This window comes from Deinococcus marmoris (assembly GCF_001949125.1).
Taxonomy (GTDB): domain Bacteria; phylum Deinococcota; class Deinococci; order Deinococcales; family Deinococcaceae; genus Deinococcus; species Deinococcus marmoris_A.
On the sequence record NZ_MSTI01000039.1, the window covers coordinates 17,991 to 39,605 of the forward strand.

The window sequence follows — 21,615 nt, forward strand, 5'->3', positions numbered from 1 at the left end:
ATCCCTAGCGTCTCGTTTGGACGATCCGGCGGCGCGCTCGGCCTGTGATATCCCGGGGGATGAGAAGGACCAGCAGGTGATGCCCGTTGTAGAAGAGGTGCGCGATGGCGTCATGGGCGGTACCGTCCTCAACAAGGGTGAACTCCGCATACTCCATGTCTATCAGTTTTTCCCTACTTACGCGCGCAAACATGGGATGCGCTGCGGGGAGTTGTTGTGGACGTGTCCAGGTCGGAAAGCGGAACGTGAACTCCGGGGATTCATGGGTGGTCACGACTGGGTAAATGGCCGCGTCGGCCTGTAAGATCGGCTGCCCGGAGAGAACGAAAGCGAAGCACGGTCTGAAACTCGATTCCACATAACGGCGGAGGGACGCATGCACGGAAGCGCGGTACCGGCCCGCCAGTTGCAGGACGGCCGACAGTCCAAGGGGAAGATCGGCGGCGTCAGTAGCGAAACGTTCGAGCTGGAAGAGCGTGTCGGCAGCGAACAGGTTGGCCTCTCGCTCAAAGATGTTGTGCGTGTCGTCGGAGAGGGTGGCGGTATCGTCGTAATGCATGGCGAGCCCGCGCTGCCACGGCATGGCTTGGTGGCCGACCTCGTGCAAGATCACGAAGTTGTTCTTAGCAGGATTCATGGCGGCGTTCGTGTAGATCTCGCTGGTGCGGCGATTCAGAATACCCATCGCCTTTCTCAGCGCAGAACGCAGATGTACGACGTTCAGGATGCCGGCGAAGTACTCGGCATTCCGTTCATCCAAGGAGATGTGGGGGGAGAGGGTCAGCCCGGTGCAGACCACCAAGTCATCGATCGGGGTAGGAGGAGCCGTGACACCAGCCCGGGCGAGCAGGGCACGGGCCACCTCGTGGACGCCGTCGGGATCAACCAGCGTCATTCTTCTTCATCAGGCGCAGAGCGGTGAGGTAGGTGGCCAGCGCGTCTTTTTCCTCCGGCGTCAGGTCGTCCATGGTGGAGAAGGCTGTGCCGGCCAGCGTGGGCTGGGGTTCAGTAGACTGCCGGGTGATATGGCCGGCAGTTTCCATCAGCTTGTCGTAGGAGACCTTGTACATCTCAGCCAGAGCGTAGAGCTTGGCCGGTGAGGGTTTTTCTATCTTTCCCGTCTCTACCTGGCTGAGGTAGGCGTTGCTGATGCCGGTGCTGCGTTCCACGTCTTTGAGGGTGAAACCGTGTAATTGCCGAAGGCGTCGTAACTCCTTTCCAAGGGATGGCGCTTCATGTGGCTTGGACGTGGGGGACTGGGTATCGGGCATGGCTTCTCCTTGGGACGCTGCTGGGGCCGGTCACCACCCAGAGGGGCGAAGGGGGCGGTGACGCCGGTCCGCAGGTCGTATTCCTATTAGAGTATCTAATCTAAATCTAATTGTATAATATGCACTTAAGTAGACTTAGATTTCGGGTATGGTTGATGCACGCCTGAGCGGCAGGCCCAGCAACCCTTCCTCCACTCAAATAGGAGTTCCGACATGAGCATGAACCAACCTGACCGTACGTATCTGTATGAAATCAACGCCCAAGAGTTCGCCTCCAGCGATGACACGCAGACCCCGCAGCAGCTCAAAGCGCAGGCGGGTATCGACCCGACGCACGTGGTGTTCCGCGTCGACCAAAATGCGCCGGGCGAACAGCTCGACGACGCCACCCCCATCAACCTCTCCGGCAGGCAGGTCGAGTGCTTCTACGCCATCCCCCGCGAGGACGCCCAGGAACGCCCGCACTTCAAACTCAACATTGACGGACAGCGATATGAATCAGTGCGTCCGGACGTCACGGGCGACGACATCAAGCGAATTGCTGGAGTACCGGCGAACGCGCTGCTCTTCCAGGAAGGCCGCACGGGCTCCGACCAGCGAATCGAAGACAGCACCCACGTGAATCTCGCGCGCCCTGGAACCGAATCCTTTTACACCAGCCTGCCGGCCGACAACGGAAGCGTCGCGGCGCCCCCGCGCGGTCCGATTGATGCACAGTTCGCGGCCCTCCAACAGGGGTACCCGGACGCGGAACTCACGCACCAACCCGACGGCACCACCTGGATCAGGGTACCGGGGGTACCACTGACGCCCGCGTGGGCCGAAGCGCGGGCTACCGTGAAATTCGTGGTGCCGAACGGTTACCCGGCCGCCCCGCTCGACTGCTTCTGGGCGGAGCGGCCCCTGACGCTCCGCACCGGCGCTGCGCCCGCCAACTCAGGCCAGAATGCGCCCTTCCCCACCGACCTGTGGTTCTCCTACCACGTGCAGGGCTGGTCGCCGACCGAGAACTCCCTTCTGACCTATGTCGGCGTCATCCGCCAGCGCCTCAACGCGGGGAACTGAGCCGTGGCCGCCATCCCTACCACAGTCATCAGGCACGTGCTGGTCATGACCGAGTCTCAGCATGAACAACTGCAGACCGCGTTCGGACAGGACTGGAGTGTAGAGACGGCGGCCTTCCTCTTCGCCCACGCTGTGCCCACTCCAGGCGGCGCCTACCGCCTGCTGATTACGGACGTTGTGGTTCCACCGCAGGACGCTTATGAGCAGCGCACAGCCAACCGGCTCACGCTTAGCGCCGCGTACATGGCTCAGATTTATCAGCAGGCCCGGGGGCACCGGGGCGCCGTCATCCAGGCTCACTCGCACCCGGACGGCAGCCTGGAACCGTCGACGATCGACCTCGCAAACGAGGCGCAGACCCTCCCGCGGCTGCGTTACCACGCTCCGGGTCAACCGCATGGGCGCATGATCGTAACGCCTGCTGCCCTCCATGCCCGACTGTTCCTTCTGGACGGGCAGGATGCGGACTTGCATGTCCAGGTGGTCGGGCGGTCGCTCCGCCAGCTTAACTTCCTCACGCCGACACAGGACGAGACCTATGACCGTCAAATCCGTGCCTTCGGCGCAGCCGGGCAGGCGCAGCTACGGCACCTCCGGGTCGCCGTGGTCGGCAGTGGTGGCACGGGCTCGCTTGCCGCCCAGCAACTCGCCCACCTCGGCGTCGGTCACATCCGCATGTACGACGATGACCTGCTCGAGGACACCAACCTCAACCGCGTCGTGGGCACTGTCCCGGACGATGTGGGACGCCCCAAGGTCGACATCAGTGCGGAACTGACGCGGCGCATCCAGCCGACCATCTCTGCTGAACCCCGCCAGGAGGACATCACTGTCCAGCAGGTCGCGCGCAGCCTGCTTGATGTGGACATTGTGATGGCCTGCACCGACTCTCAGGGCAGCCGCGCAATCCTGTCCCAGCTGGCCTATCAGTACCTGCTCCCGGTCATTGATGTCGGGATCAACATCCATGTTCTGCCGTCTGGGGCCGTGCACATCTCCGGGCGGATCCAGATGCTCTCGCCCTCCCTACCGTGCCTGCTGTGTACTGACAGCCTCGACCTAGCCAAGGTGCGCACCGATCTCATGACCGCTGGTGCCCGTCAAGCCGACCCATATGTGCGCGGTGAGGATGTGAAGGAACCGGCCGTGATCAGTCTCAATTCTACGGCCGTCGGCGTGGCCATCAGCATGCTCCTATCAGCCGTGACGGGCCTCCCGATTCCTTCGCGGTACACGCTCCTGAAACTGGATCAAAGCCAGATGCGCACGCCAGAAATGGTTGCCAGGCCCGGCTGTGCCCACTGCTCGGAGCAGGGGGCCTATAGCCAGGGAGACACCTGGACCGCCCCGGGGCGCCCCGAATGAGTGCAATCCGACTTCATTACCGTGATGTGGCGACCGTCGAGCATGTCACGGCGGCCCAGGAGACGGTCACGCGCCATCCCGATACAATCGCCTTGGTCCACCGCGGCCACTACCGCAATGCTGCACTGGTCTGTCCCTGCGGTTGTGGTGACGTATTGGTGCTGAACCTTGACCGGAACGTCGACACCACCTTCTGGAACCTCCGCTTGCACGAAAGCCGGCTGACGTTGATGCCCTCGGTCTGGCGCCGGGATAGCTGCGGGGCACACTTCGTACTTGAGGAAAACCGAGTGTGGTGGTACGGCGCGCAGGCGGACACGCTCGAGACGCTCCCCAGTAACGTCGAGCGCACACTCAGAGCGTGGTGGAGACGATTTCGTCGAAAGAAAAGGTGAATGCCTGTAGGGGTAACGACAAGATTGATACTGGTGGCGAAGTCAAATGCCGGTCTCCCAGAACAGTGTTTTTCGTCACTGCGCCACCAGCATCTACCAATGAAAGGGCCGAATTTAAAATTCACCAGCAGAATTCGAACGTTTGAGCGCCGTTTCAGGTGCCCTGATGGATAGCCATCTCTGATAGGGGTGACGTGAGACTCGGAACCAAAACCTGCGCTAAGGAATCTGAGCCAGGGAGTCCTCCAGCGAGGCTGGGTCCCGTAGCGGTCTGAGCTGACCCTGGGCGACGGCTTCAGGAAGTGTGAAGTCGTACTTGCCGAGCATGTGAATGTGGTCATGCAGCAGGGGCGTCAGCCGGGTGACATCCGACTCCAGCACCGAATACCCGGTGCTGCGCAGCTCGTCCAGCACCACGCCCATGTAGCGGGTGTTCCACAGCACGATGGCGTTCACCACCAGCCCCAGCGCCCCGAGTTGGTCTTCCATCCCTTCTCTGTACTTCTGGCGCAACTCACCCTTCTGACCGTAGAACACCGCCCGCGCCACGCTGTGGCGCTGCTCGCCCCGGTTGAGCTGGCGCAGAATCCGCTGACGGTACGCCTCATCATGGACGTAGTGCAGCAGGTACAGCGTCTTACGGGCGCGTCCGAATTCGGCGATGGCCCGGCCCAGACCCGACAAACTGCCGCCACGCTGCAAGGTCCGCATCACACCTGTCGCGCCGACTTTGCCCAGTTTGAGCGACCCGGCCAACCTGAGCATGTCTTCCCAGTGGGCGGCGATCAGCCGCCCATCCATGGTGTGGCGGCTCAGGTCATTCAGTGCACCGTAATCGGCCTCCCGGTCCAGTCGCCAGAAGCGCTGATCGGGCAGGTCGGCCAGCCGGGGGCTAAAGGTGTAGCCCAGCAGGGCGAACAGGCCGAAGACCACATCGCTGGAGCCGTGGGTGTCGGTCATGATTTCCCGTGGATCCAGGCGGGTCTGCTGTTCCAGCAGGCCCGCGAGCAGATACAGGCTGTCTCGCAGTGTCCCTGGAATCACGATGCCGTGGAATCCGGTGAACTGGTCACTGGTGAAGTTGTAATAGGTGACGCCGCGCTGAGCGCCGAAATACTTGCTGTTCCACCCGGCGTGAATGCTGCGCACTGGAACGACAAAGCGCAGCCCGTCGGCAGAGGCCACTTCGCCGCCGCCCCACGCCTGGGCCAGCGGCAGCTCCCGTTGCGCGTCCACCAGCCGGGCATTGGCGGCGGTCAGGGTGTCGGCCCGCAAGTAGTTCTGTCCGATCCACGACAGCCGGGAGAGCGTCAGGGCCTGGACTTCCGGTCTGGCGACAGCTTTCAGGCCGATGTTGCAAGCCTGCGAGAGCAGGGCGGCGCAGACGCCCAGCGGCAGGTTGCTGACCCTGGCCTGCCCATCGGCGACATGGACGAAAGCATCTGCCAGACCCGTGAACGCGTGGACTTCCATCAGCAGCTCTGCCAGATCAATCACCGGCAGGCGGGCCGAGGTTTCGGCCCGCAGCATTTTCAGGCTGGGCGGCTCGGCCAGGGCGTCTGGGGCGGCCAGATGCACACGGGTCTGTCCCGCTTCCTGGGTCAGCCACAGGGCGTCGTTGGTGTCCAGATGGTGGCCTACCTCGTGGTAGGCATGGTCCAGTTCAAGCCTGAGCCGGGACAGTTCCGGGGCCGGATCAAGCTCGCGTTCCAGGGCGCGGCACACGTCCGCGCGGGCGTCCAGCCATGCTTCACCTTGCAGCAGCTCGGCGCGTGGATCGCCGTACCGCGCGCTGCGGACCACGAAGACTTCCCGGCGCTTCAGGGCCTGATGGAGCCTTTCCAGCACGCACAGGGTGTACGCCTGGTGGTTGAACTCGCCCCTGGCGGGAAATATCTGCCGCTCCCAGCTTTTCGGCACGACGCTCCGGGGAGCATCGCCCCAGCCAGGTTTCCCCCGCCCCGGCTGGTCCATGCTTTTCAGGAATGCCAGTGCCTCCAGCAGCAGCTTCGCGGAAGGTGTTCCGGTAAACGTGATGGTCTGTAACAGCAGCCGTTGAAAGCGCCGGATGGTGGTATAGGAGCCGCTCAGCGCTTCGGGAAGGGTCTCTCCCTCAGGTCTGGCAAGCTCATCCACCACGCGCACGGCCTCGCGCATGGCCATCTCACCCACCTGCGTCAGAACCTGCTGGCGCACGTCCTGCCCTTCGGAGTTCAGCAGCACCTGCACGGCGTCCCGCAGCAGTAACGCGGCCTGGTCCAGATCTTTCAGGGAACGCAGGCGTTCCCGTTTGCGTTTTGTCTCGCCACGCAGAGCCAAGCTCGCCATCAAGCTATGAAAGATGTCCAGCACGTCGTCGGTGGCAGTGCGTTCCAGATGTTGCAGGAAAACCAGCAGGGTTGCCAGACGGCGTTCCTCGCCCAAACGCTCGATCAGTTGCGCCCGCACCGTCTGGGCGTGGCGCACCAGCACGGCCTGTTTGGCTTCGGGAACATCGGAGAGGTCAAGGTCCCCGATGCCCAGGGTGCGAATCTGCTCTACCCGGTGCAGCGCCTGGGTCAAGGAAAGCGCCCCCACCCGTGAGGGCGGTGTGCGCAGGACTTCGAGTGGGGTCTGCCACTTGCCCTCCGGCAGCACCAGCAACAGTTCCAGGCTCTGCCGCTGCTCGGCACTCAGGCGGCGGCTCAGGCCCTCGAAAGTGCGAGCGGTGTACCGCTCGCGGACACGGGCAATCAGCCGTGCCAGAACGCTGACACCGGGCAACACCACCTTCTGGGCAATCAGATGGGCCGTTGCCAGGTCAAACAGGACGATGGGGCGAACGGCGCTCACCGCGAGGTGGGCGTAGATCCAGCGGATCAGCCGGAAGGCCTGAACCCCGTCAAATTCCTGATACCCCAGATAGCGGGTGATGCTGTGGCGGTGGGTGTAGCGGGTTTCCTCGCGCAGGGCGTAGCGCATGAACACGTCTGGTGGCAGGTCCAGTTGCCCGGCGACATGCCGAACGGCCACCTGTGGCACCTGAATGGGGTTGGGCAAAAACGTGCCCAGATACCGCAGGGTGCAGAGCTGGATAGCGAATCCAAGTTTGTTGTGATCGCGGCGGCGCTCGGCGATCAGGGCGAGATCGGCCTCGTTCAGGAAAAAGTAGCGGGCCAGTTGCTCGGGCGTGGGATCAGCAGCAAACCGCCCGTAACGGGCGGCCTGGTCATCAGGGATGAATTCGACAGGCATCGGAACAGCTTGGGGCGTGGAGATGGCTTTATTCCGAAGAGCTTTGTCCAGGGAAATTTGCGGTCAAACTGAAATGCTTCCGCTGGCTCAGAACGACAGACTGGAGCAGACAGCGTGACCACTCAGCCTGACCAGAATCTTCTTCACGGCTTGATTCTGGTCAGCTTTAGTCCTTCTATAAGGACTGTGTTGGCCCAGTGGACTGCGGTCCGTTATGGTCCAGGCAGTGAGCAACAATGTTTTTCTCAAGGCAGTCGCCCTCATGGATGATGACGTGTGGAACGGGGACGGACGAGGTGCAGAGCGCGCCCAAACCATGCTCGACGCCATCCGCGACCTTCCATTAGCCACCGTGACTGAAGACGCTCAAGCGTTGTACTGGCAGATTGATAACGTCGCCGTCATCCAGGGCAGCCTGTTCCCCGCTGGACCCAAGATCCTTCCAGGTCTGGTCGGGGGTCTGTTCTTATCCACCCAGGTGAGCCGCCCTTTTCTGCTGGAAGCGATTTATCAGGTCGCCGCTGGGTGGCCTGACCCTCAGCTCTCCATTTACGAGCGTGAGCGCATTCAAACCGACATGGTCCGCTTGGTAGCTGGTGTCACCTGGTACTTTATTTATCTGATAGTCCACGGCAGTGACGAAGAGGCTCTGCATGCGGTAGATCTCCTCGCGCTAATCATCACCGCGCCACGTCGCTTACCAATAGTCACTCCCATCAATGACCAAGAACTCAATGTGCTGCTTGAGGGACTCAAAGCGCTGAATCCTCACCGCCACGATGATCTTTCAAGCGCTATTGCTGATTGATCTCGTCGAAGGAAAACGCGTCTGTCTCTCGGCATTTTTCCTGTTGTAATTCTCCTTATCACAGGATTCTGGATGGCCGAGAGTAGATTTAACAACGGCAATCCCCAGTGCGGCCCGGCTCTGGATTTACACTTATCACAGGTATGAAAGCCAGTGACGTTCAAATTGCCGCCGAGCAGTTCCTTGCGGGGCTGAACCGTAGCCCGGCCACCATCCGGGCCTACCGGGCAGACCTGACCCACCTCCAGCGCTGGTTGCAGGACAGCGGCAGAGAGCTGGATGCGGCTGCTTTGGAAGCGTACTTCGCAGCCCACGCGTGGGCTGCTTCTACCCAGAACCGCAAGCAGACTGCCATTGAGCGCTTCTGTCACTGGAGTCGGCAGCATGGCGGGCTGGCCCTTGACCCCACCCGCCATCTTGAACGCCCCAACATTCCGCCACCACATCCGCGCGGTCTGCGCCGGGACGACATCGAGCGCATCTTTGCCGTCATTCCTGCGCGGCAAACGCGGGACACCCTGCTGTTCCGGCTGGTCTTCGAGACCGGGCTGCGGATCAGCGAGGCGCTGAACATCCATCTGGACGATCTGGATCTCGCCAGGGGAGATGAACACCTGACCGTGCTGGGCAAGGGAGCGCAGCGCCGGACGGTGCTGCTCGATGACCCACGCCTGGTGAACGCGCTGCGGAAGTATCTGCGGTCTCTGGATTACGAGCATGGGCCGCTGTTTCAGGCGCAGAAGAACGGGCGCGGTGGGCCGCTGCGATATCAGAGTGTGCAGGAACGCTGGCAGGGGTACGCGGCCAGCGCAGGCGTGACCTGCGCCCTGCATCAGTTGCGCCACAGCCACGCGACGGAGCTGGTCAATGGGGGCGTAAGTCTGGGGACCATCCGCAAGCGGCTGGGCCACCGCCACATCCAGACCACCTTGCGGTATGCCGAAATCAGCGACGCTTCAGCCGACGCGGAACTCCGAATCTGGCGGCGCAAGCATCGCTAATTCCTTAGCGCAGGTTTTGGTTCCTAGTCTCAGGTCACCCCTGATACTGCGCAAATCAGTTGCATGGCAAACTACGCCAGCAACACGTTTTTGCAATTTGCGTGGACATCTGATCTTTCCCAAATCTCAGCGTGACTGGAAAATGCCAGGGCAACTGCATGTGCATTAGGCGGCCCGTGGCCGCTTTCCCACCCGCGTCGGCGCGATCTGCCGCAGCGCCTCCAGCAGTCCGCAGTTCCGCAGGCCGTTGACCACCAGCGCGGCGGGGCGGTTTTGCGCGCGGTTGCCCATCTGCTCATCCTGCCGGAGATCGTGCAGCACGCGCGCCATGATGTGGGCGACATCTGCAGTCCAGTCCTGGCCTTGGTCATACGCCCTCAGGGTTTGCCAGATCAGCCAGCACCAGAACTTGAGGTTCTCAGAATCCTCGAAGCTGGCGGCCAGGGTGCGCGCTATTTTCTCCACCAGTTCCCCCCTGCGACTGCGCGACAGGCCCGCGAGAGTGGGAAGACTAAAAACGGCGTCCAGGCCATCAGAGAAGGCCGGTGCAACAGTCAGAGTAACGTCTGAGGTGGGAGAGGAAAATGGAGCTAACACCCACCGCTCCAGCTCTCCTCTTTCTACTGCCTTCAGGTCTTTAACTGACTGTTGCACCGGAGAAAGGACGTGGACTGAACAGGTTTTCTCGGCTCGCGTCTGGGCAGCATTGGCCGTCGCGGCAGCGCGTCCACGAGGAACCACCTCGCCGGCTGCTCTGGCCTGTGCCCGGGTGGTCAGCCGGTCCTCGGCCCGCACCTTTGCCGCTGCTCTCTCTTCCCGTTTTGCCTCGCGCTGGGCCTTCTCCGCCTGCTGGCGCTCCTCACTGCGGGTCAGAGCGTAGACGGTTCGGCCCTGCCGGGTGTCCCGGTCCAGATCGCGCCAGGGATACCGCAGGTCACCCATGGTCACCTTGACCGGCGCGGCATGGCCGGACAGCACGCGCTCCGGGCACAACGACACGGCCCAGACTTTGCCCGTCACAGCGGTTTGGCCGCGCAGGGTGCCGAAATGATCGACGGCGGCCAAGACACCGGAGGCGATCAGGGGGCGCAGGTTGCGCCACACCGTCGTCCGGTCCCGCTCAATGTGGGCGGCCAGCAGTTCCAGCGGCAGATGGTACACCGCTACGTCAGGCCGGACAGGGACGCCGCGCGCTCGCACCGACTCCAGGCCCAGCGAGAACAGCACGCGGAAGATGTGCCGGGCGGTCTCCGGGCAATCAGCACTGTTCATACAGGCGGTCAGCGACTCGACGGGGTGGAACAGCACCAGCGGGGCAGGTGGCTCGGCCAACTGGACGCGGCGGATGGCGCGCTCCGCAGTAAAGTCGTGAACCGTTTTCATCGGGCCATCTGCAGCGGACGGCGTGAACCTGGGGACCGGGGCTGGCGGTGGCGTCTCCAGGTGGCCCAGCGGCCAGGAGCCGGCGGGTGCGCGGGTGCTGATGAGGCTGCCAAGGTGCTCGAACAGTGGTCCAGCGTGGCTCTTCTTCTGCCCCTGAAGGCGGGCGGTGGCACGTTCGGTCCGGAGAGACAGGGCCGTCGTGGCGGCGGCGGGTTGAGAGGGAGGCGGCGTGGGGGCGTCCGCAAGGTGCGCGAACAGGCCATCGAGTGGGCCGCTGCTGCGTCCCCGGGCCCGCTGTTCCTGCACAAAGCGGGCGAGAAAGGTTTGCCCTGAAGGCGAGACTTCTGTGGAGTTTGGATTGTGCATCGTCGCTTGGATCTCCAAGCGCCTGACCTGGGTAAAAGAGCCACCCTTCCGGTCCATTGACCAGAATGCTCCATGAGGCGTATCATGGACATAGGCGAAGGCCTCCCGCTCAAACGGGAAAAATTCTGTGACTGAGACCCTCTGTGGATTACGAGCTGCCAGGCTCCCACGGGGGGTTTCCCTTTGGCGAATGTCTTTTGCCTTAGGGGTAGCACAATTGTAGCGCAGACTCGGATGGCTGACCGAGAGCGCTGTTGCGTCCTGAAGCGATAGGAATAATTCTGCTGCCCAGTGGGTTTAAAAAGTGATTCAGAGAACCTTAAGCAGTAACGTTCTCGCCATGGGAGAGCGTTTTTCGTGCAATGGGAAGCGACGCTGCCAATTTGCTGGGCCTCTGGGATTCAGCAACCAGAAGCTGTCTTTTCGATGTGCTGCACCTGGAGCGCAGGAGATGATTCAAAGCCGAGCAGAAAACATGGCGTGTTCCGGTTAAGGAGCGAATGGATTCGTCTTGTTGCCGTCCCACATGAGCTTTCCGTGGTCAGCATCAAGCCCTAAACGGGGTATTAGGTCGAATACTGGAATTTCGACTTACTTTGAAATCTGCCAAAATCTAATTCCCGAAAGGGAGATTTGCTTAATAAATCCTACTGTCCACGCGAAGATCTCTTATAAAATCTCTCGATTTGAACCCCTCGATTCAACGAGGGTTCATTCATTTTTGAGCTCTGTATTAACTGTTTCTCCTCAAGACAACAGAGTACTCGATAGTGCCGAAGATGGCAAAAGTGCCGTCCCTACGGGGGCGTAGCGACGCTGGACTGTGTTGACGCTCTGTAGATGATTTACTGCCCATCTTGGTGTATGGCGCTACCTGAATTGCTGTCTGGGCGCGGTCTTTAAGATTTTAGAGATGCGTGTCCATTATTAATGGACACGCGATAATATTTGCATAGTGGCGTTGATAGCTGTGCCAGTGCAGAAATTTAGCGTTTTTGAAGAAGATCTAAGGTAGGCGGGTAAGATGCAGATGGGGCAGCAACGTAACCAGTGCCAGAAACGCACACTCCTTCACGGTCAGCCCATCCTGCCGATGGAGGATGGCCAACGTCAGGCGGAGGGGTTCATTCCAATCTGAATTTCGGGCAATTTGTGTTCCGGTCGCAGGAGATGGTGTTCTCAGGCTCAGCACCTGACACTTTGGGGATCTGACGTTCTAATCGCAGGGAATGGCGTTTTCAGGAGCTGAAGACAGGTCCAGAACTTATCCTGTCCCCACCGCACCGCCTGACTGAGTTCCATCCAGCCTTGTCGAGAGAGGCTGAGGACCAGCCTCTCTCGATTGTCACGTCTTGGCGGTATTTGCTGCCGGTCTGCCGCCGTCATATGTGTTGCTTCCGCCCCTCAGTCCTGTGGTCTTCAGCGCAGAAGTAGCCGCTGCCCCCACCCACATGTCGCCACTGCAAGACACTGGCCTCCAGTTCGGCCCTCCCCTGGTCGCGAAGGGTCCAGCACGGCAGCCTGTCGCTTTACTGGTGTTCATGGAGAGGCCCGCACTAGCCGTGAGTCGCTGTCTGTCAGCTCGCGCTCTTCCCAGACCTGTCTCTAGCCTTTCAGGGCTTCCGCATCATGCCCGCGCAACTTGACCCGGCTGGTCTTCCCGCCCCGCACTTCTAGGGTGTAGTCCCCCTCCCCGAACAGCGTACTTTCGTGCTGTCCAGCGTACGCGGCAGGGCGATGCGAACCTCGTGCGTCTCCGGGTGATAGCGCACTTTGACCGTGGTCTGTAGGTAAACCAAGCGCCGCATTCGCAGAGGGCGGTGCTGGACTACAGCCCAGCATCGCCCTCTGATTCCTACGGATTCCGTTTGTTTCGTGCAGGAAACGGAACAGCGCCGATCCCTCCACTTCACGCCCGGAACCCGTTTCTCTCCTTCTCGCTCCGCTCGGATTACGGGTGTTTTCAACACCCTCTAATCGGAGTCCGCATCAGAGCTTTATGTTCCCTGAGCAGGATTGCGCCCGGTCTGAACTCCGCGAAGAGCAACACCTGGCCCCCCCGCTCTCTCCGCTGCAGGGCCTCCAGATGCGCGTGGAAGCTCTGACTGGACAGCACCACGAGGTTGGCTGGATCGTTGTTGCGCCGGTTGCCGTCCAGATGATGCACCACCTCATGGCTGGTCAGGGGGCGCTGGAGGTGGTGTTCCGCGATCAGGCGGTGCAGATCAACCATCCGCTTCCGGTCACGGTCCCACACCTGCGGGTAGCGTTGATCTGGCCGCGTGCCCACCGCTTACCTCCCTGGGTACAAAGCGCACCAGAAGGGTGGGGGCCACGGCACGCCTCGCCTCATCCCTGGCCTTCAGCCCTGGCCCACGCCGCTCAGCTGTGGGTTCTCAGCAGGGCTGGCCGCCCAGTCGAGCGTCGGCTGTCCCTGCTCTGCAGCATCTCGCCGCCGCCGATCGCGGGACGTGACGATGTCATGGACCTCGGCCAGCATCCGCTCCATCCCGGTCAGCCGGTCCTGAATCTCCTGGACGCGTTGCGTCAGCAGGTGGGCCTCCTGCGCCGTGACTGGGTTGATCCATTGCCCCAGGACCCGCAGCGTGGCTTCCCGCACCGTCATCGTGGCGTGCGCCATGAGGAGCAGGTGCATCTCTGTCATGTGGTTGATAGTCTGTTTGTCGAGGGTGTCCTGGCGTTCCAGGCCCGCCTCCGTCCGGTAAACGCTCAATCGTTTGCTGATCACGCCGGGGCTGACATTGAGTTGCCGTGCAAGTTCGGAGGGCCACATGCCCAGACGATAGATGGCTGACCACTCGACAAACAGACGTCTTTCCACAGTATAGGGAAACCAGCCTTTTGGCCCTTCTACGCGGCCTTTGAGTGGAAAAAAGCTAAACACTAACAATGAACAGTGGACCGGGCGTGATGGATCTTCGTCGTCCCTGTCGGCGTGCGTTCTCCTTGACGGCACGCGGGGATGGATGGGTATGCCAGAGTGGTTCATGACGAAGATCCATCACGCCCGGTTAAGGGCGGATTTGAAGAGAGACATGGCCATTGACCGGGTATTGACGACTGTTCAATTGGAGCGGCGTGGTCTGTTGAAGACGGCCGAGCAGATGGGGCTGACCCTGGTGGAACGCACCTGCCGCACGCGGGTGAACCAGCCGGGCTCCCTGACGGATCTCACGTTCGTTTTGGACCGGCCCGAGTTGGCCGGAGAATCGTCGGCGGCCCTGATGCACTGGGCCGGACTGGCCGAGCACCGGTTCAGGACCAAGAAAATAATGAGCGAGAAAGGGGCGGACTGGCGACTCCTGGATCTGAAGGGCCGCGGGCAGCACCACCTGCCCGACGCTGCGCTGCGCTTCAAGGACGGCCATGAATGGGCCGTGGAACTTGATACTGGCTATCCGCCGGCCACCATCAAAGCCAAGCTGAGGGCCGCGAGCGCGACCGGCTATACGGACGTGATGTGGACGACAACCACCCGGAGCCGGGTGGTCAGCCTCCGCAAAACGGTGACCACCCTGGACTCGGAGGGGCTGCTGCCGGGACTCAACAGTGTCATGGTGTTCTACGTCGATTTCTGGTGCCTGGATCAGAAGTACGGCCTGAGGCCGTACAGCACTGTGCCCGTCGCTAGCCGCATCGAACTCCGCCGGGCACGGGGACGTGGATCAGGCGCACGAGTGGGAACCCCACCTTCCAGCGCTCCAGGTGGGTCTCGCTGAGGGTGCGTTCCCTTTCGAGGCTGCGCAGGTAGGTTGCCACTTCACGCGGGTTCGGGACAGCCAGCAACAACGGGTGGTGCCAGTGACCGATGTCCAGGCGGTGCCGATGGTACAGGGCCCGGATTCCGGCGGGGCTGATGCCACCGCCGCTGATGGTGGCGTAGAGCAGTGGGTGCCCGAGTTGGTTGGTCACGGGACCTTCCGGCGTGAACTCCAGCGGCGTCACGTGGCAACGGTGGTGATGGTCCAGGGCGATTCGCCCAGCGACGTCTGTCGGCACCTGCAGGACGGTCCGGACAATCACGTTGGTGGTGCCTGTCTTTCCGGCTTTAATCGACTTGATGTACCGGTCCCCGCCCAGCATCTGGTACTCGTGCACGTCGACGGTGTACCCCTCGTTCAGCAGGATCCGCAGGGCGTCGTTGCGGTACGCGCGGTTCACAACGGTGGCGGGACCCGTCAGACAGGGGAAAGGCAAACCGGACGGCGTGAGCAGACCGGCGGCCGTGAGGTGCCGCTGCCCCTTGGAGGCCAGCGCCAGCGTCGGTCCGTAGATCGTCTGGTACTCCCGCAGATACTGGCCCTCGATCAGGGGGTACCAGTTGGGGCGGGGGCTGTGGGTCGCCTGCACCAGACGTGAGGTGAGGGCACCGGCTTTTCCGACGTGCAGCAGGACGTTTGATTGCAACTCTGTTAGTGGCATACCTCCAGCGTATGGACGCGTGGGTGTAGCCGGAAATGGGGGTATTCGGGGGGGGCTTCACCGCACAGCGGTGAAGGGGGGTATGACCAATACCCTGATCCTGGCCCCGACGCCACTCCGCCCCACCACCTCACAGGTTCTGTCCCTGGAATTGCTGTATGACACCGCCGAGCAGATCCACCTGGCCGTACGTACCTGGCTGCGCGCGGTGGGCGCGGGCCTGCACATGCACGTCCGGGAGGCGCTGTGGCAGACGGCCGACGGCCACCTGCTCCCCCGGGTGGATGACCACCGGCTCATCGATATCCGGCTGGACGCCCTGCACCAGCTGGCCCAGGTGACCCACCGGGACCTGCCGCCGCGCTGGCAGGCGGCGGTGCCGCCTACCGTGCTGGCGCGTCTGCTCGACATTGAAGCGCAACGGCTCCAGCGCTTCGGCAACGACGTGAAGGCCGGGACGGCGCTGCCCCTGTGGCCGTTGGACCGGGTGGCCCTGGACAGCGCGGCTCAGCCCATTGACGAGTACCGCGTGATGATCGAGGGCCTGCCTGACCCAGTGGTTGCCGATCTGTGGGCACTGCCGACGGACCTGACCTGCGCCCTGCTCGCCGAGGCCGACGCGCATGCCGCCGCCGTCAACGCGGAGTGGAATGCGCAGATGGAACGGCTCTTGCGCGGCGACGCCTCGGCAGCGGCCACGCTTTACGGGCTAGGCCGGGACGCCTGGCCCTGGCTGGGCCGGACCGTCCGGCACACGGTGGACCGGACGGTCCCCCACCGCTACCAGCACGTGTCGCTGGTGCGGACCACCGACGAGAGCGGAGCCCGGAGCCTGATCCTGAAGTGGACCATCCGGATTCCGCGCACCTACCTGCCGCAGGCCCGCGATCGGAGCGCCTACGGCATCGACATCGGCTACCGGAACATCGCGACGGGCGCGAGTGTCCTGGAGATTACCAGCGTGCCCCGGCAGGTCGACGTCCGTGCGGGCCTGCCTGAGCCCCAAGACACCGAACTGCTGACCCACGCCGTGATGCGTCAGCAGTGCCTGGAGCCCCACCGCACCGGCCTGGAGGCCGTGCTCTGGCAGGCGCTGCAGCATCAGCACGTTCATGCTGAGGCGATCAACTGGCAGGGAATCCGTGAGCGGGGTGCGGCACCGTGGTCTGCGGCAGCAATGGCTCTGGTTGGCGCGCCCCTGCTGATCCGCTGGATTGCCATGCTGGCCCCGATGACCGGCACCTGCCTCCACCTGATCGATCCCGCGCACACCAGCGTGACCTGCTCACGGTGCGGCGCAGTGGGCGAGCGCCCCTGGCCCTACACACAGTTCCACTGCCCCACCTGCGACACCTGGACTGACGCCGATCACAACAGCGCCGCCGTTCTTCAGGGAGGCCGCGTGACCGGCGCGCTCACCCGCCGATAGCAGTATGCCGATTTCCGTGCATTTACGGCGCTTGATAGGTTCCTTCTTAGCCGCCGTAATCGTAACTTGAGTCAAATATGGCGTAAGAGCTGCGGAAGCACGCTAGGCGCGCTGTAATTCCAAAACTGGCCTGCATTTTGACATCATCTTGGCGACACTGAGTGAGTCGGTGATCTGTGATCTGATAACCCAGAGCTAGCTCAAAAAAACGTTTTGCCATTTCATCACTAGGATTTTTGAGTTCCAAATTCATCTGTAAGATAGTTCCATCCTTCCCGATTCCAGCTGTGATCTTGCCTCCTAAGAAGGTATAGGTGTCGAAAAAATAAGCGAAGCCTGGACCATCGCCATCAATCCGTTTGACTCCGCTGCATTTAAACGCTTGACAAAAGTCTGATTTCGTCAAGGACTGTGAGGAGCCAAGAAATCCCCGTTTTGAGGCAGTTGCTGGACCAGATGCAGGTGCTTGGCAGAAATAAAGTAGCGTATTCGCCTCACTCCCTGCTTTCTGTGCGTAATTCCAATATAGATAGCCTGACACCTCGCCGTTGTTCGCCCATGGCACGAAGAAGGCCTTGCTGAACGCAGAACCTTGTCCGCTTGGATGGTCTTGCTTCTCCGCCCAGCGTAGTTTCGGGAAACGTTGGCTAAGCGCGTTGCTGATTTCCTGCGGCGAGACGTAGTTTTCTGAAGACCATTCCAGAACTTCTCCGGCAATAATCCCTGTTCCTGGGTAACGGACACAACTGGGCGCGAACCAGAGAGCCCGGCGCTCATCATCAAACCCTCGCATGAGCTGTTCACCGAGCATGGAGCTGGATGCAGGTTGGTACAGCCACTTAGGCGCAACGCGAAACTTCAGATCAAGCATGGGAGAACGGGCTAAGTCCTGGGCATAAGCCATACAGGTGATGAGGGGAAGCAGAAAAAATAGTCGGCGCACACTTTAAGCTATAGGAAGAATGTTGCGTCAGCGGCCAAACATGCCGTGCATTTAGCCATCACCACCGCGCCAGCTCATCTTTGAGGCTGCGGTCGGCCCATTTGGCGTAGACCCGCGTGGTTTCGATGGAGGCGTGACCCAGATGGCGAGCGGCATTTTCCAGACTGGTGCGCGCGGCCAGGCGGGTTCCGGCGTAGTGCCGAAAGGCATGCCAGCCCCGGTACGGCACGTCCGCCCGTTTGCACAGGGCGCGCAGGCGTTCGCGCGCCGCCGTCTGGCTGGCCCCGATGATCAGTCCGTCGGGTGTGCCGTCCACTTCACACCAGTCCTCCAGCGCAGTCAGCAGCGTGTTGGAACACGTTACCCGCCGCCCTTTACCGCCCTTGCCATGCCGGACGATCAAGGCGTCCGCCTGAAGATCTGCCCAGGTCAGAGCCAGCGCTTCCATGATGCGCAGGCCGCCGTGGGCGCACAGCAGGATCAGGGTGCGGTCTCGTAGGCTGCTCGTCTCCAACAAGACCTGCACCTCTTCTTCTGAGTACGGCTGTCGTTTGTCCCAGGCGGCGGTCTTGTCTTTGGCGGCAGTAGTGTCGCTGAAAGGATCAATTGCGGTGACCTCGGCCCAGCGCAGTGCCTTAAACAAGGCCCGTGCCGCTGCTAGGTAGACCCGCACACTCGACGGGGCGAGGCCCTGGGCCTCCAGGGTGCGGGCGTACAGCGGTCCGGCGTCCCGCTCTGGGCGGATCAGGCTGACCCCTGAGTGCTCGGCATGTTTGACGAACCGGATCACGCCCTCGCGGTAGGCCCTCGCGGTGCGGGGGGACAGGGCGCCTCCAGCGCTACCGTAGAGCAAGGTGTGCGCCTCAGTCAGGGTCCAGAGAACTACACCGTCGAGGTACTGAGCCGCCTCAACTGCACGTCGCCGCCGTTCCTGGGGGTGCAGGTCTGACCAGCGGCGGGCACCGTTCAGGGACTCGCCCCGGTAAACGTCGAGAATAGTTATCATTCTTCCAACAACCTCTTTAAATAATATCTTCCTGTAGATCCGTTTGACCCTGGCTCAAGAGACTTTATAGGTGATCCATCCAGAGTTGTGCCACTAAGTTGCCATCCAAATGCACCAAAATAATCTAAATATTGATTAACTTGAAAATTTCCGCTAGAGTTTTTCAGAGTTTTTGATACAATCTTGTCAAATTCTTCCAAAGTCATTTTACTTTCGTTGCCTCTATAGTTGATATATATTAACCCTCCATTATAATTCTGTCCAACAGAAATGCTAAACAGGACATACTCCCATTTTTGGGAACTACCAGGAATTTCTAGGCCCAAGGGCGGGAGCTTCTCAATGCTTTGAGAGGTTGCGCTCGGCATGAGAATAAGAGCAAGCGTTCCGATCAATAGCTTCATGATCCTTATGCTAACCCCAATTAGCGTAAGGCGGGAAAGAGAATCAGCGCTATCTGGAGAGTTCGAGATTCCTTATGCTTAACTCCGCCCCTTGCTTTCCGATGCCAAAAAACAATACGCGCGTGTTCCAAGAGAGTGGCCGATCAGGCTGCGGTGATACGTATACGGGGCGGAGACACGATTTCAAAATTTTACTCCGCTAGGAACTTGGCTCACAATTTTTCCAGTTGAAGGTATAGGGTTGAGAGAACAGAAAACATCGTGTTTGTCAGTCTCTACACCGTCCCAAATAAACCTTCGTTTCTGCACGACTCAAGCTTCGTGGTTCACAGCCTGCTCGCCTGATCGAACAGGTTGTCATCGAGCAGTTCGCGCATGTCCTCATCTACTTCTATCGGTACCAGCGCCGCGAGCTTCTTTTGCAGGTTGAACGTCCGCTGATGTGCCTGCTGTAACACCACCCGGTATGCCCGAGGAATAACGCGCGCGGCGCCCATCGTCACCTCATCCTGGCTGTCCGCGTTGACGTTGGATCCCAGGACGTAGCAAGTGATCGGGGTGTCTCCTGGCACCCCCGCCCGGCGCAGCTCACGGGCATACGCCTGCGCTTGATTAACCTCATCGTCTGTGATGGCAAACCCACCGCGTTTGAGTTCCACCACCATTACGTGACCGATCTCGTCGACCTCGTGGTCCCTCCCAAAGCCGTCAGCGGTGTAAACCCCGACGCTGGAAGTCGGCAGTACCACGAAGTCGGGACGGCGCCGGGGCGTCATCAGTCGCGTCTCGTCGACGTTGTGGCGCTTTGCAAGCAACCGTCGAACGACCGTCGTGAGCGATCGGTTGGAGGTAAAGCTGAGCGACTCGAACTGCGGCCCGAAAATCCACAAGCCACGCTCGAACAACGGTTGGAGGTCGTGGAGTTCGTCTGCACGCGGGTCGTCAATGATGTTTTGCAGCTTCTCGATCAGCCGCAGGCGGCGGCCCAGCTCGTTCAGCACCAACTTGGCGTCGCCCACGGACCACTCCGCGAGAATCTCGTCGAGGCTGTCGAGATCCTCAGGAGACAGAGTAGAAAGCCGCTCAATCAGCGAGTACCCCGTGTTGGCGAGTTCGAGGTTGGCCAAGACGGTGACGACGTTGGCAAGGTCTCGCTCAGAGATGGTGGGGCTCTCGCGCTGCACGTCTTCGATGAAGCGCGCAACGTGCGCTTGTGCCAGGGGTGGGAGCTTTTTGAGGGTGTCCCTATTGCGGGCGATGACGCCGCGTTTGCGGTCCCGGCGGGTCAGCGTGAGGAACTGGTGGATGTCCCTGCGCAACTCGTCTGCTACGCAGTTCTCCACTTCGAGGTACCGGGTGGAAGCGGCAAAGCCCGACCAGTCGGCCTTGACGTCGTCCACCAAGAAGTTGGCCTTCACCACATACACCAACCGCTTGCCGATGCCAGTGCGCGCGTCCAGTAACGCCCCATCACCAATATCCCAGGAGCGCTTGCCGACCAAGCGGTCGTTCACCCACCACGCTACGCCGCTCTGGTCGCTTGTCCGACCGCCCTCGGCATCAAAGCGGTATACCTCCACCATGCCGTGCGGCGTTTGAACCGTGAAGGTGGGAACGTCCCCGTTGAGGGTCTCGAATGACACGGGCGTGTCGTTCACGTGGATCTGAAAGGTCGGCTCGTAGATGAACTTGCTGCCAAGTAATTTCACGACCTCGGTCTCGCGCAGCCCACTGCAGTCGCCTGGTACGCATTGGATGATGGTGCCGTGCCCATCACTGGGTTCCTTCGACAGGATTTGGATCTTGAAAGGCTGTTCCTCGTCCGGTTGAACGAGGGCCGTCGTTCGCACCCCATTTTTGGTGGTAACGACGGTATAGGTGGCCGCAAAGCAAAATACGGCGTGACGACCGATGCCGTTGCGTCCGAAGGCCCGTCGGTGCTTATTGCCACTGGAGCCTGGCGGAAACTCCACGGTGTTGCCCTGAGTTTCGAGACGGTTGTAATTCAGGACGTTCCAGCGGCTGAGGAACTCTTGCTCGGTCATTCCGGAGCCGTTATCGGAAACGACGATGTCCCCACGAGCCTCCGGCCAGGCCACCTGCACGACGGTAGCCCCTGCGTCCCAGGCGTTTGCTACCAGTTCTGTGATGGCGTAGCGCGGGTCCCTGATGATGCTGCCAGCATGGTGCCGCATGAAATTCCTTCCAAACTGGGGGAAGAGCGGCGAGTCCATAGTCATGGTCGCCCGGATTCTACCTGTTCTCATCTCAGGAGTCGGTTGAGATGTTGCCGTCGTACTTGGTCAGACTAGAATTCACCAAACATATTATGCCAAAGGCAGAATACCTTAAACAAATTTCAGTGCAAGTGAACAACGACATGGAGAGGCGACGGCCCCATCAGGAACAGATTGGAAAGGCCCTTGGGCGGCCTGAACGTTACGCAAAAAGCGGCCGTAAGGCCGTTGATCAGGAAGTCACCCGGTCATGCCACGTGTCAGG

Annotated in this window: 18 protein-coding genes; 7 read left to right on the forward strand and 11 right to left on the reverse strand. The window is 61.1% G+C overall.

Annotated features, from left to right (window positions below; translation table 11 throughout):
* Positions 1-4: 4 nt before the first annotated feature.
* Both BOO71_RS05850 and BOO71_RS05855 read right to left on the reverse strand, forming a co-directional pair.
* Positions 5-895, reverse strand: coding sequence for an ImmA/IrrE family metallo-endopeptidase (locus BOO71_RS05850; protein ID WP_075831032.1), 891 nt, complete (start codon positions 893-895; stop codon positions 5-7).
* Positions 882-1,271 (reverse strand): helix-turn-helix domain-containing protein, encoded by a 390-nt coding sequence (locus BOO71_RS05855; protein ID WP_075831033.1) that lies wholly within the window; start codon positions 1,269-1,271, stop codon positions 882-884. Before BOO71_RS05855 ends, BOO71_RS05850 begins: the two co-directional genes overlap by 14 nt.
* A 213-nt stretch (positions 1,272-1,484) precedes the next feature.
* Here BOO71_RS05855 and BOO71_RS05860 point away from each other — a divergent pair, with 213 nt between their 5' ends.
* From BOO71_RS05860 to BOO71_RS29165, 3 genes are read left to right on the forward strand one after another with little or no spacing between them, the layout of a single operon-like run.
* On the forward strand, positions 1,485-2,336 hold the full coding sequence (locus BOO71_RS05860) for a multiubiquitin domain-containing protein (protein WP_075831034.1): 852 nt from the start codon (positions 1,485-1,487) through the stop codon (positions 2,334-2,336).
* Between the two features lie 45 nt (positions 2,337-2,381).
* The gene (locus tag BOO71_RS05865) at positions 2,382-3,701 is read left to right on the forward strand and encodes a HesA/MoeB/ThiF family protein (RefSeq protein ID WP_254843049.1); all 1,320 of its coding nucleotides are present in this window, start codon (positions 2,382-2,384) and stop codon (positions 3,699-3,701) included.
* Positions 3,698-4,096 carry a DUF6527 family protein gene (locus BOO71_RS29165; protein ID WP_368482868.1) on the forward strand — a complete coding sequence of 133 codons (399 nt, stop codon included), beginning with the start codon at positions 3,698-3,700 and terminating at the stop codon, positions 4,094-4,096. The genes BOO71_RS05865 and BOO71_RS29165 overlap by 4 nt, the downstream gene beginning before the upstream one ends.
* A 219-nt stretch (positions 4,097-4,315) precedes the next feature.
* Here BOO71_RS29165 and BOO71_RS05875 read toward each other — a convergent pair whose 3' ends face one another.
* Positions 4,316-7,330, reverse strand: a complete 3,015-nt coding sequence (locus BOO71_RS05875; RefSeq protein ID WP_075831037.1) for a Tn3 family transposase — start codon at positions 7,328-7,330, stop codon at positions 4,316-4,318.
* 226 nt (positions 7,331-7,556) lie between these two features.
* Here BOO71_RS05875 and BOO71_RS05880 point away from each other — a divergent pair, with 226 nt between their 5' ends.
* Together BOO71_RS05880 and BOO71_RS05885 are read left to right on the forward strand one after the other, a co-directional pair.
* On the forward strand, positions 7,557-8,138 hold the full coding sequence (locus BOO71_RS05880) for a hypothetical protein (protein WP_139322776.1): 582 nt from the start codon (positions 7,557-7,559) through the stop codon (positions 8,136-8,138).
* A gap of 143 nt (positions 8,139-8,281) precedes the next feature.
* Positions 8,282-9,139 carry a tyrosine-type recombinase/integrase gene (locus BOO71_RS05885; RefSeq protein WP_075831039.1) on the forward strand — a complete coding sequence of 286 codons (858 nt, stop codon included), beginning with the start codon at positions 8,282-8,284 and terminating at the stop codon, positions 9,137-9,139.
* Between the two features lie 165 nt (positions 9,140-9,304).
* Here BOO71_RS05885 and BOO71_RS05890 read toward each other — a convergent pair whose 3' ends face one another.
* From BOO71_RS05890 to BOO71_RS05905, 3 genes are all read right to left on the reverse strand, one after another.
* The gene (locus BOO71_RS05890; RefSeq protein WP_075831040.1) at positions 9,305-10,888 is read right to left on the reverse strand and encodes a hypothetical protein; all 1,584 of its coding nucleotides are present in this window, start codon (positions 10,886-10,888) and stop codon (positions 9,305-9,307) included.
* Positions 10,889-12,851: 1,963 nt separating this feature from the next.
* Complete coding sequence (locus BOO71_RS05900) at positions 12,852-13,178, reverse strand: HNH endonuclease (protein ID WP_254843046.1); 327 nt, start codon at positions 13,176-13,178, stop codon at positions 12,852-12,854.
* A gap of 72 nt (positions 13,179-13,250) precedes the next feature.
* The gene (locus tag BOO71_RS05905) at positions 13,251-13,682 is read right to left on the reverse strand and encodes a hypothetical protein (RefSeq protein ID WP_139322777.1); all 432 of its coding nucleotides are present in this window, start codon (positions 13,680-13,682) and stop codon (positions 13,251-13,253) included.
* Between the two features lie 214 nt (positions 13,683-13,896).
* Here BOO71_RS05905 and BOO71_RS26785 point away from each other — a divergent pair, with 214 nt between their 5' ends.
* Complete coding sequence (locus tag BOO71_RS26785; RefSeq protein WP_139322778.1) at positions 13,897-14,628, forward strand: hypothetical protein; 732 nt, start codon at positions 13,897-13,899, stop codon at positions 14,626-14,628.
* Here the strand turns inward: BOO71_RS26785 and BOO71_RS05910 are convergent.
* Positions 14,537-15,331, reverse strand: a complete 795-nt coding sequence (locus tag BOO71_RS05910; protein ID WP_139322779.1) for a hypothetical protein — start codon at positions 15,329-15,331, stop codon at positions 14,537-14,539. The two genes, BOO71_RS26785 and BOO71_RS05910, sit on opposite strands and share 92 nt — an antisense overlap.
* 82 nt (positions 15,332-15,413) lie before the next feature.
* Between BOO71_RS05910 and BOO71_RS05915 the strand changes: the two genes are divergently transcribed.
* Complete coding sequence (locus tag BOO71_RS05915) at positions 15,414-16,760, forward strand: zinc ribbon domain-containing protein (RefSeq protein ID WP_075831044.1); 1,347 nt, start codon at positions 15,414-15,416, stop codon at positions 16,758-16,760.
* Between the two features lie 46 nt (positions 16,761-16,806).
* Here the strand turns inward: BOO71_RS05915 and BOO71_RS26790 are convergent, their stop codons facing one another.
* The 4 genes from BOO71_RS26790 to BOO71_RS05925 form a co-directional block, all read right to left on the reverse strand.
* Entirely contained in the window at positions 16,807-17,631 is an 825-nt protein-coding gene (locus tag BOO71_RS26790) for a hypothetical protein (RefSeq protein WP_139322780.1), read from the reverse strand.
* A gap of 130 nt (positions 17,632-17,761) precedes the next feature.
* A complete protein-coding gene (locus BOO71_RS05920) occupies positions 17,762-18,709 on the reverse strand; it encodes a tyrosine-type recombinase/integrase (RefSeq protein ID WP_083653073.1) in 948 nt (315 codons plus the stop codon).
* Positions 18,706-19,113, reverse strand: a complete 408-nt coding sequence (locus tag BOO71_RS26795; protein WP_139322781.1) for a hypothetical protein — start codon at positions 19,111-19,113, stop codon at positions 18,706-18,708. Before BOO71_RS26795 ends, BOO71_RS05920 begins: the two co-directional genes overlap by 4 nt.
* A gap of 326 nt (positions 19,114-19,439) precedes the next feature.
* Complete coding sequence (locus BOO71_RS05925; protein WP_075831045.1) at positions 19,440-21,353, reverse strand: ATP-binding protein; 1,914 nt, start codon at positions 21,351-21,353, stop codon at positions 19,440-19,442.
* Positions 21,354-21,615 lie beyond the last annotated feature (262 nt).

Excerpts from the sequence above, each read along its gene's own strand:
- BOO71_RS05910 (WP_139322779.1), bottom strand. The coding sequence starts at position 15,331 with ATGCCACTAACAGAGTTGCAATCAAACGTCCTGCTGCACGTCGGAAAA.
- BOO71_RS26790 (WP_139322780.1), bottom strand. The coding sequence starts at position 17,631 with ATGCTTGATCTGAAGTTTCGCGTTGCGCCTAAGTGGCTGTACCAACCT.
- BOO71_RS26785 (WP_139322778.1), top strand. The coding sequence starts at position 13,897 with ATGACGAAGATCCATCACGCCCGGTTAAGGGCGGATTTGAAGAGAGAC.
- BOO71_RS05865 (WP_254843049.1), top strand. The coding sequence starts at position 2,382 with ATGACCGAGTCTCAGCATGAACAACTGCAGACCGCGTTCGGACAGGAC.
- BOO71_RS05885 (WP_075831039.1), top strand. The coding sequence starts at position 8,282 with ATGAAAGCCAGTGACGTTCAAATTGCCGCCGAGCAGTTCCTTGCGGGG.
- BOO71_RS26795 (WP_139322781.1), bottom strand. The coding sequence starts at position 19,113 with ATGAAGCTATTGATCGGAACGCTTGCTCTTATTCTCATGCCGAGCGCA.
- BOO71_RS05915 (WP_075831044.1), top strand. The coding sequence starts at position 15,414 with ATGACCAATACCCTGATCCTGGCCCCGACGCCACTCCGCCCCACCACC.
- BOO71_RS05875 (WP_075831037.1), bottom strand. The coding sequence starts at position 7,330 with ATGCCTGTCGAATTCATCCCTGATGACCAGGCCGCCCGTTACGGGCGG.
- BOO71_RS05850 (WP_075831032.1), bottom strand. The coding sequence starts at position 895 with ATGACGCTGGTTGATCCCGACGGCGTCCACGAGGTGGCCCGTGCCCTG.
- BOO71_RS05855 (WP_075831033.1), bottom strand. The coding sequence starts at position 1,271 with ATGCCCGATACCCAGTCCCCCACGTCCAAGCCACATGAAGCGCCATCC.
- BOO71_RS05860 (WP_075831034.1), top strand. The coding sequence starts at position 1,485 with ATGAGCATGAACCAACCTGACCGTACGTATCTGTATGAAATCAACGCC.
- BOO71_RS29165 (WP_368482868.1), top strand. The coding sequence starts at position 3,698 with ATGAGTGCAATCCGACTTCATTACCGTGATGTGGCGACCGTCGAGCAT.
- BOO71_RS05925 (WP_075831045.1), bottom strand. The coding sequence starts at position 21,353 with ATGACTATGGACTCGCCGCTCTTCCCCCAGTTTGGAAGGAATTTCATG.
- BOO71_RS05890 (WP_075831040.1), bottom strand. The coding sequence starts at position 10,888 with ATGCACAATCCAAACTCCACAGAAGTCTCGCCTTCAGGGCAAACCTTT.
- BOO71_RS05920 (WP_083653073.1), bottom strand. The coding sequence starts at position 18,709 with ATGATAACTATTCTCGACGTTTACCGGGGCGAGTCCCTGAACGGTGCC.
- BOO71_RS05905 (WP_139322777.1), bottom strand. The coding sequence starts at position 13,682 with ATGTGGCCCTCCGAACTTGCACGGCAACTCAATGTCAGCCCCGGCGTG.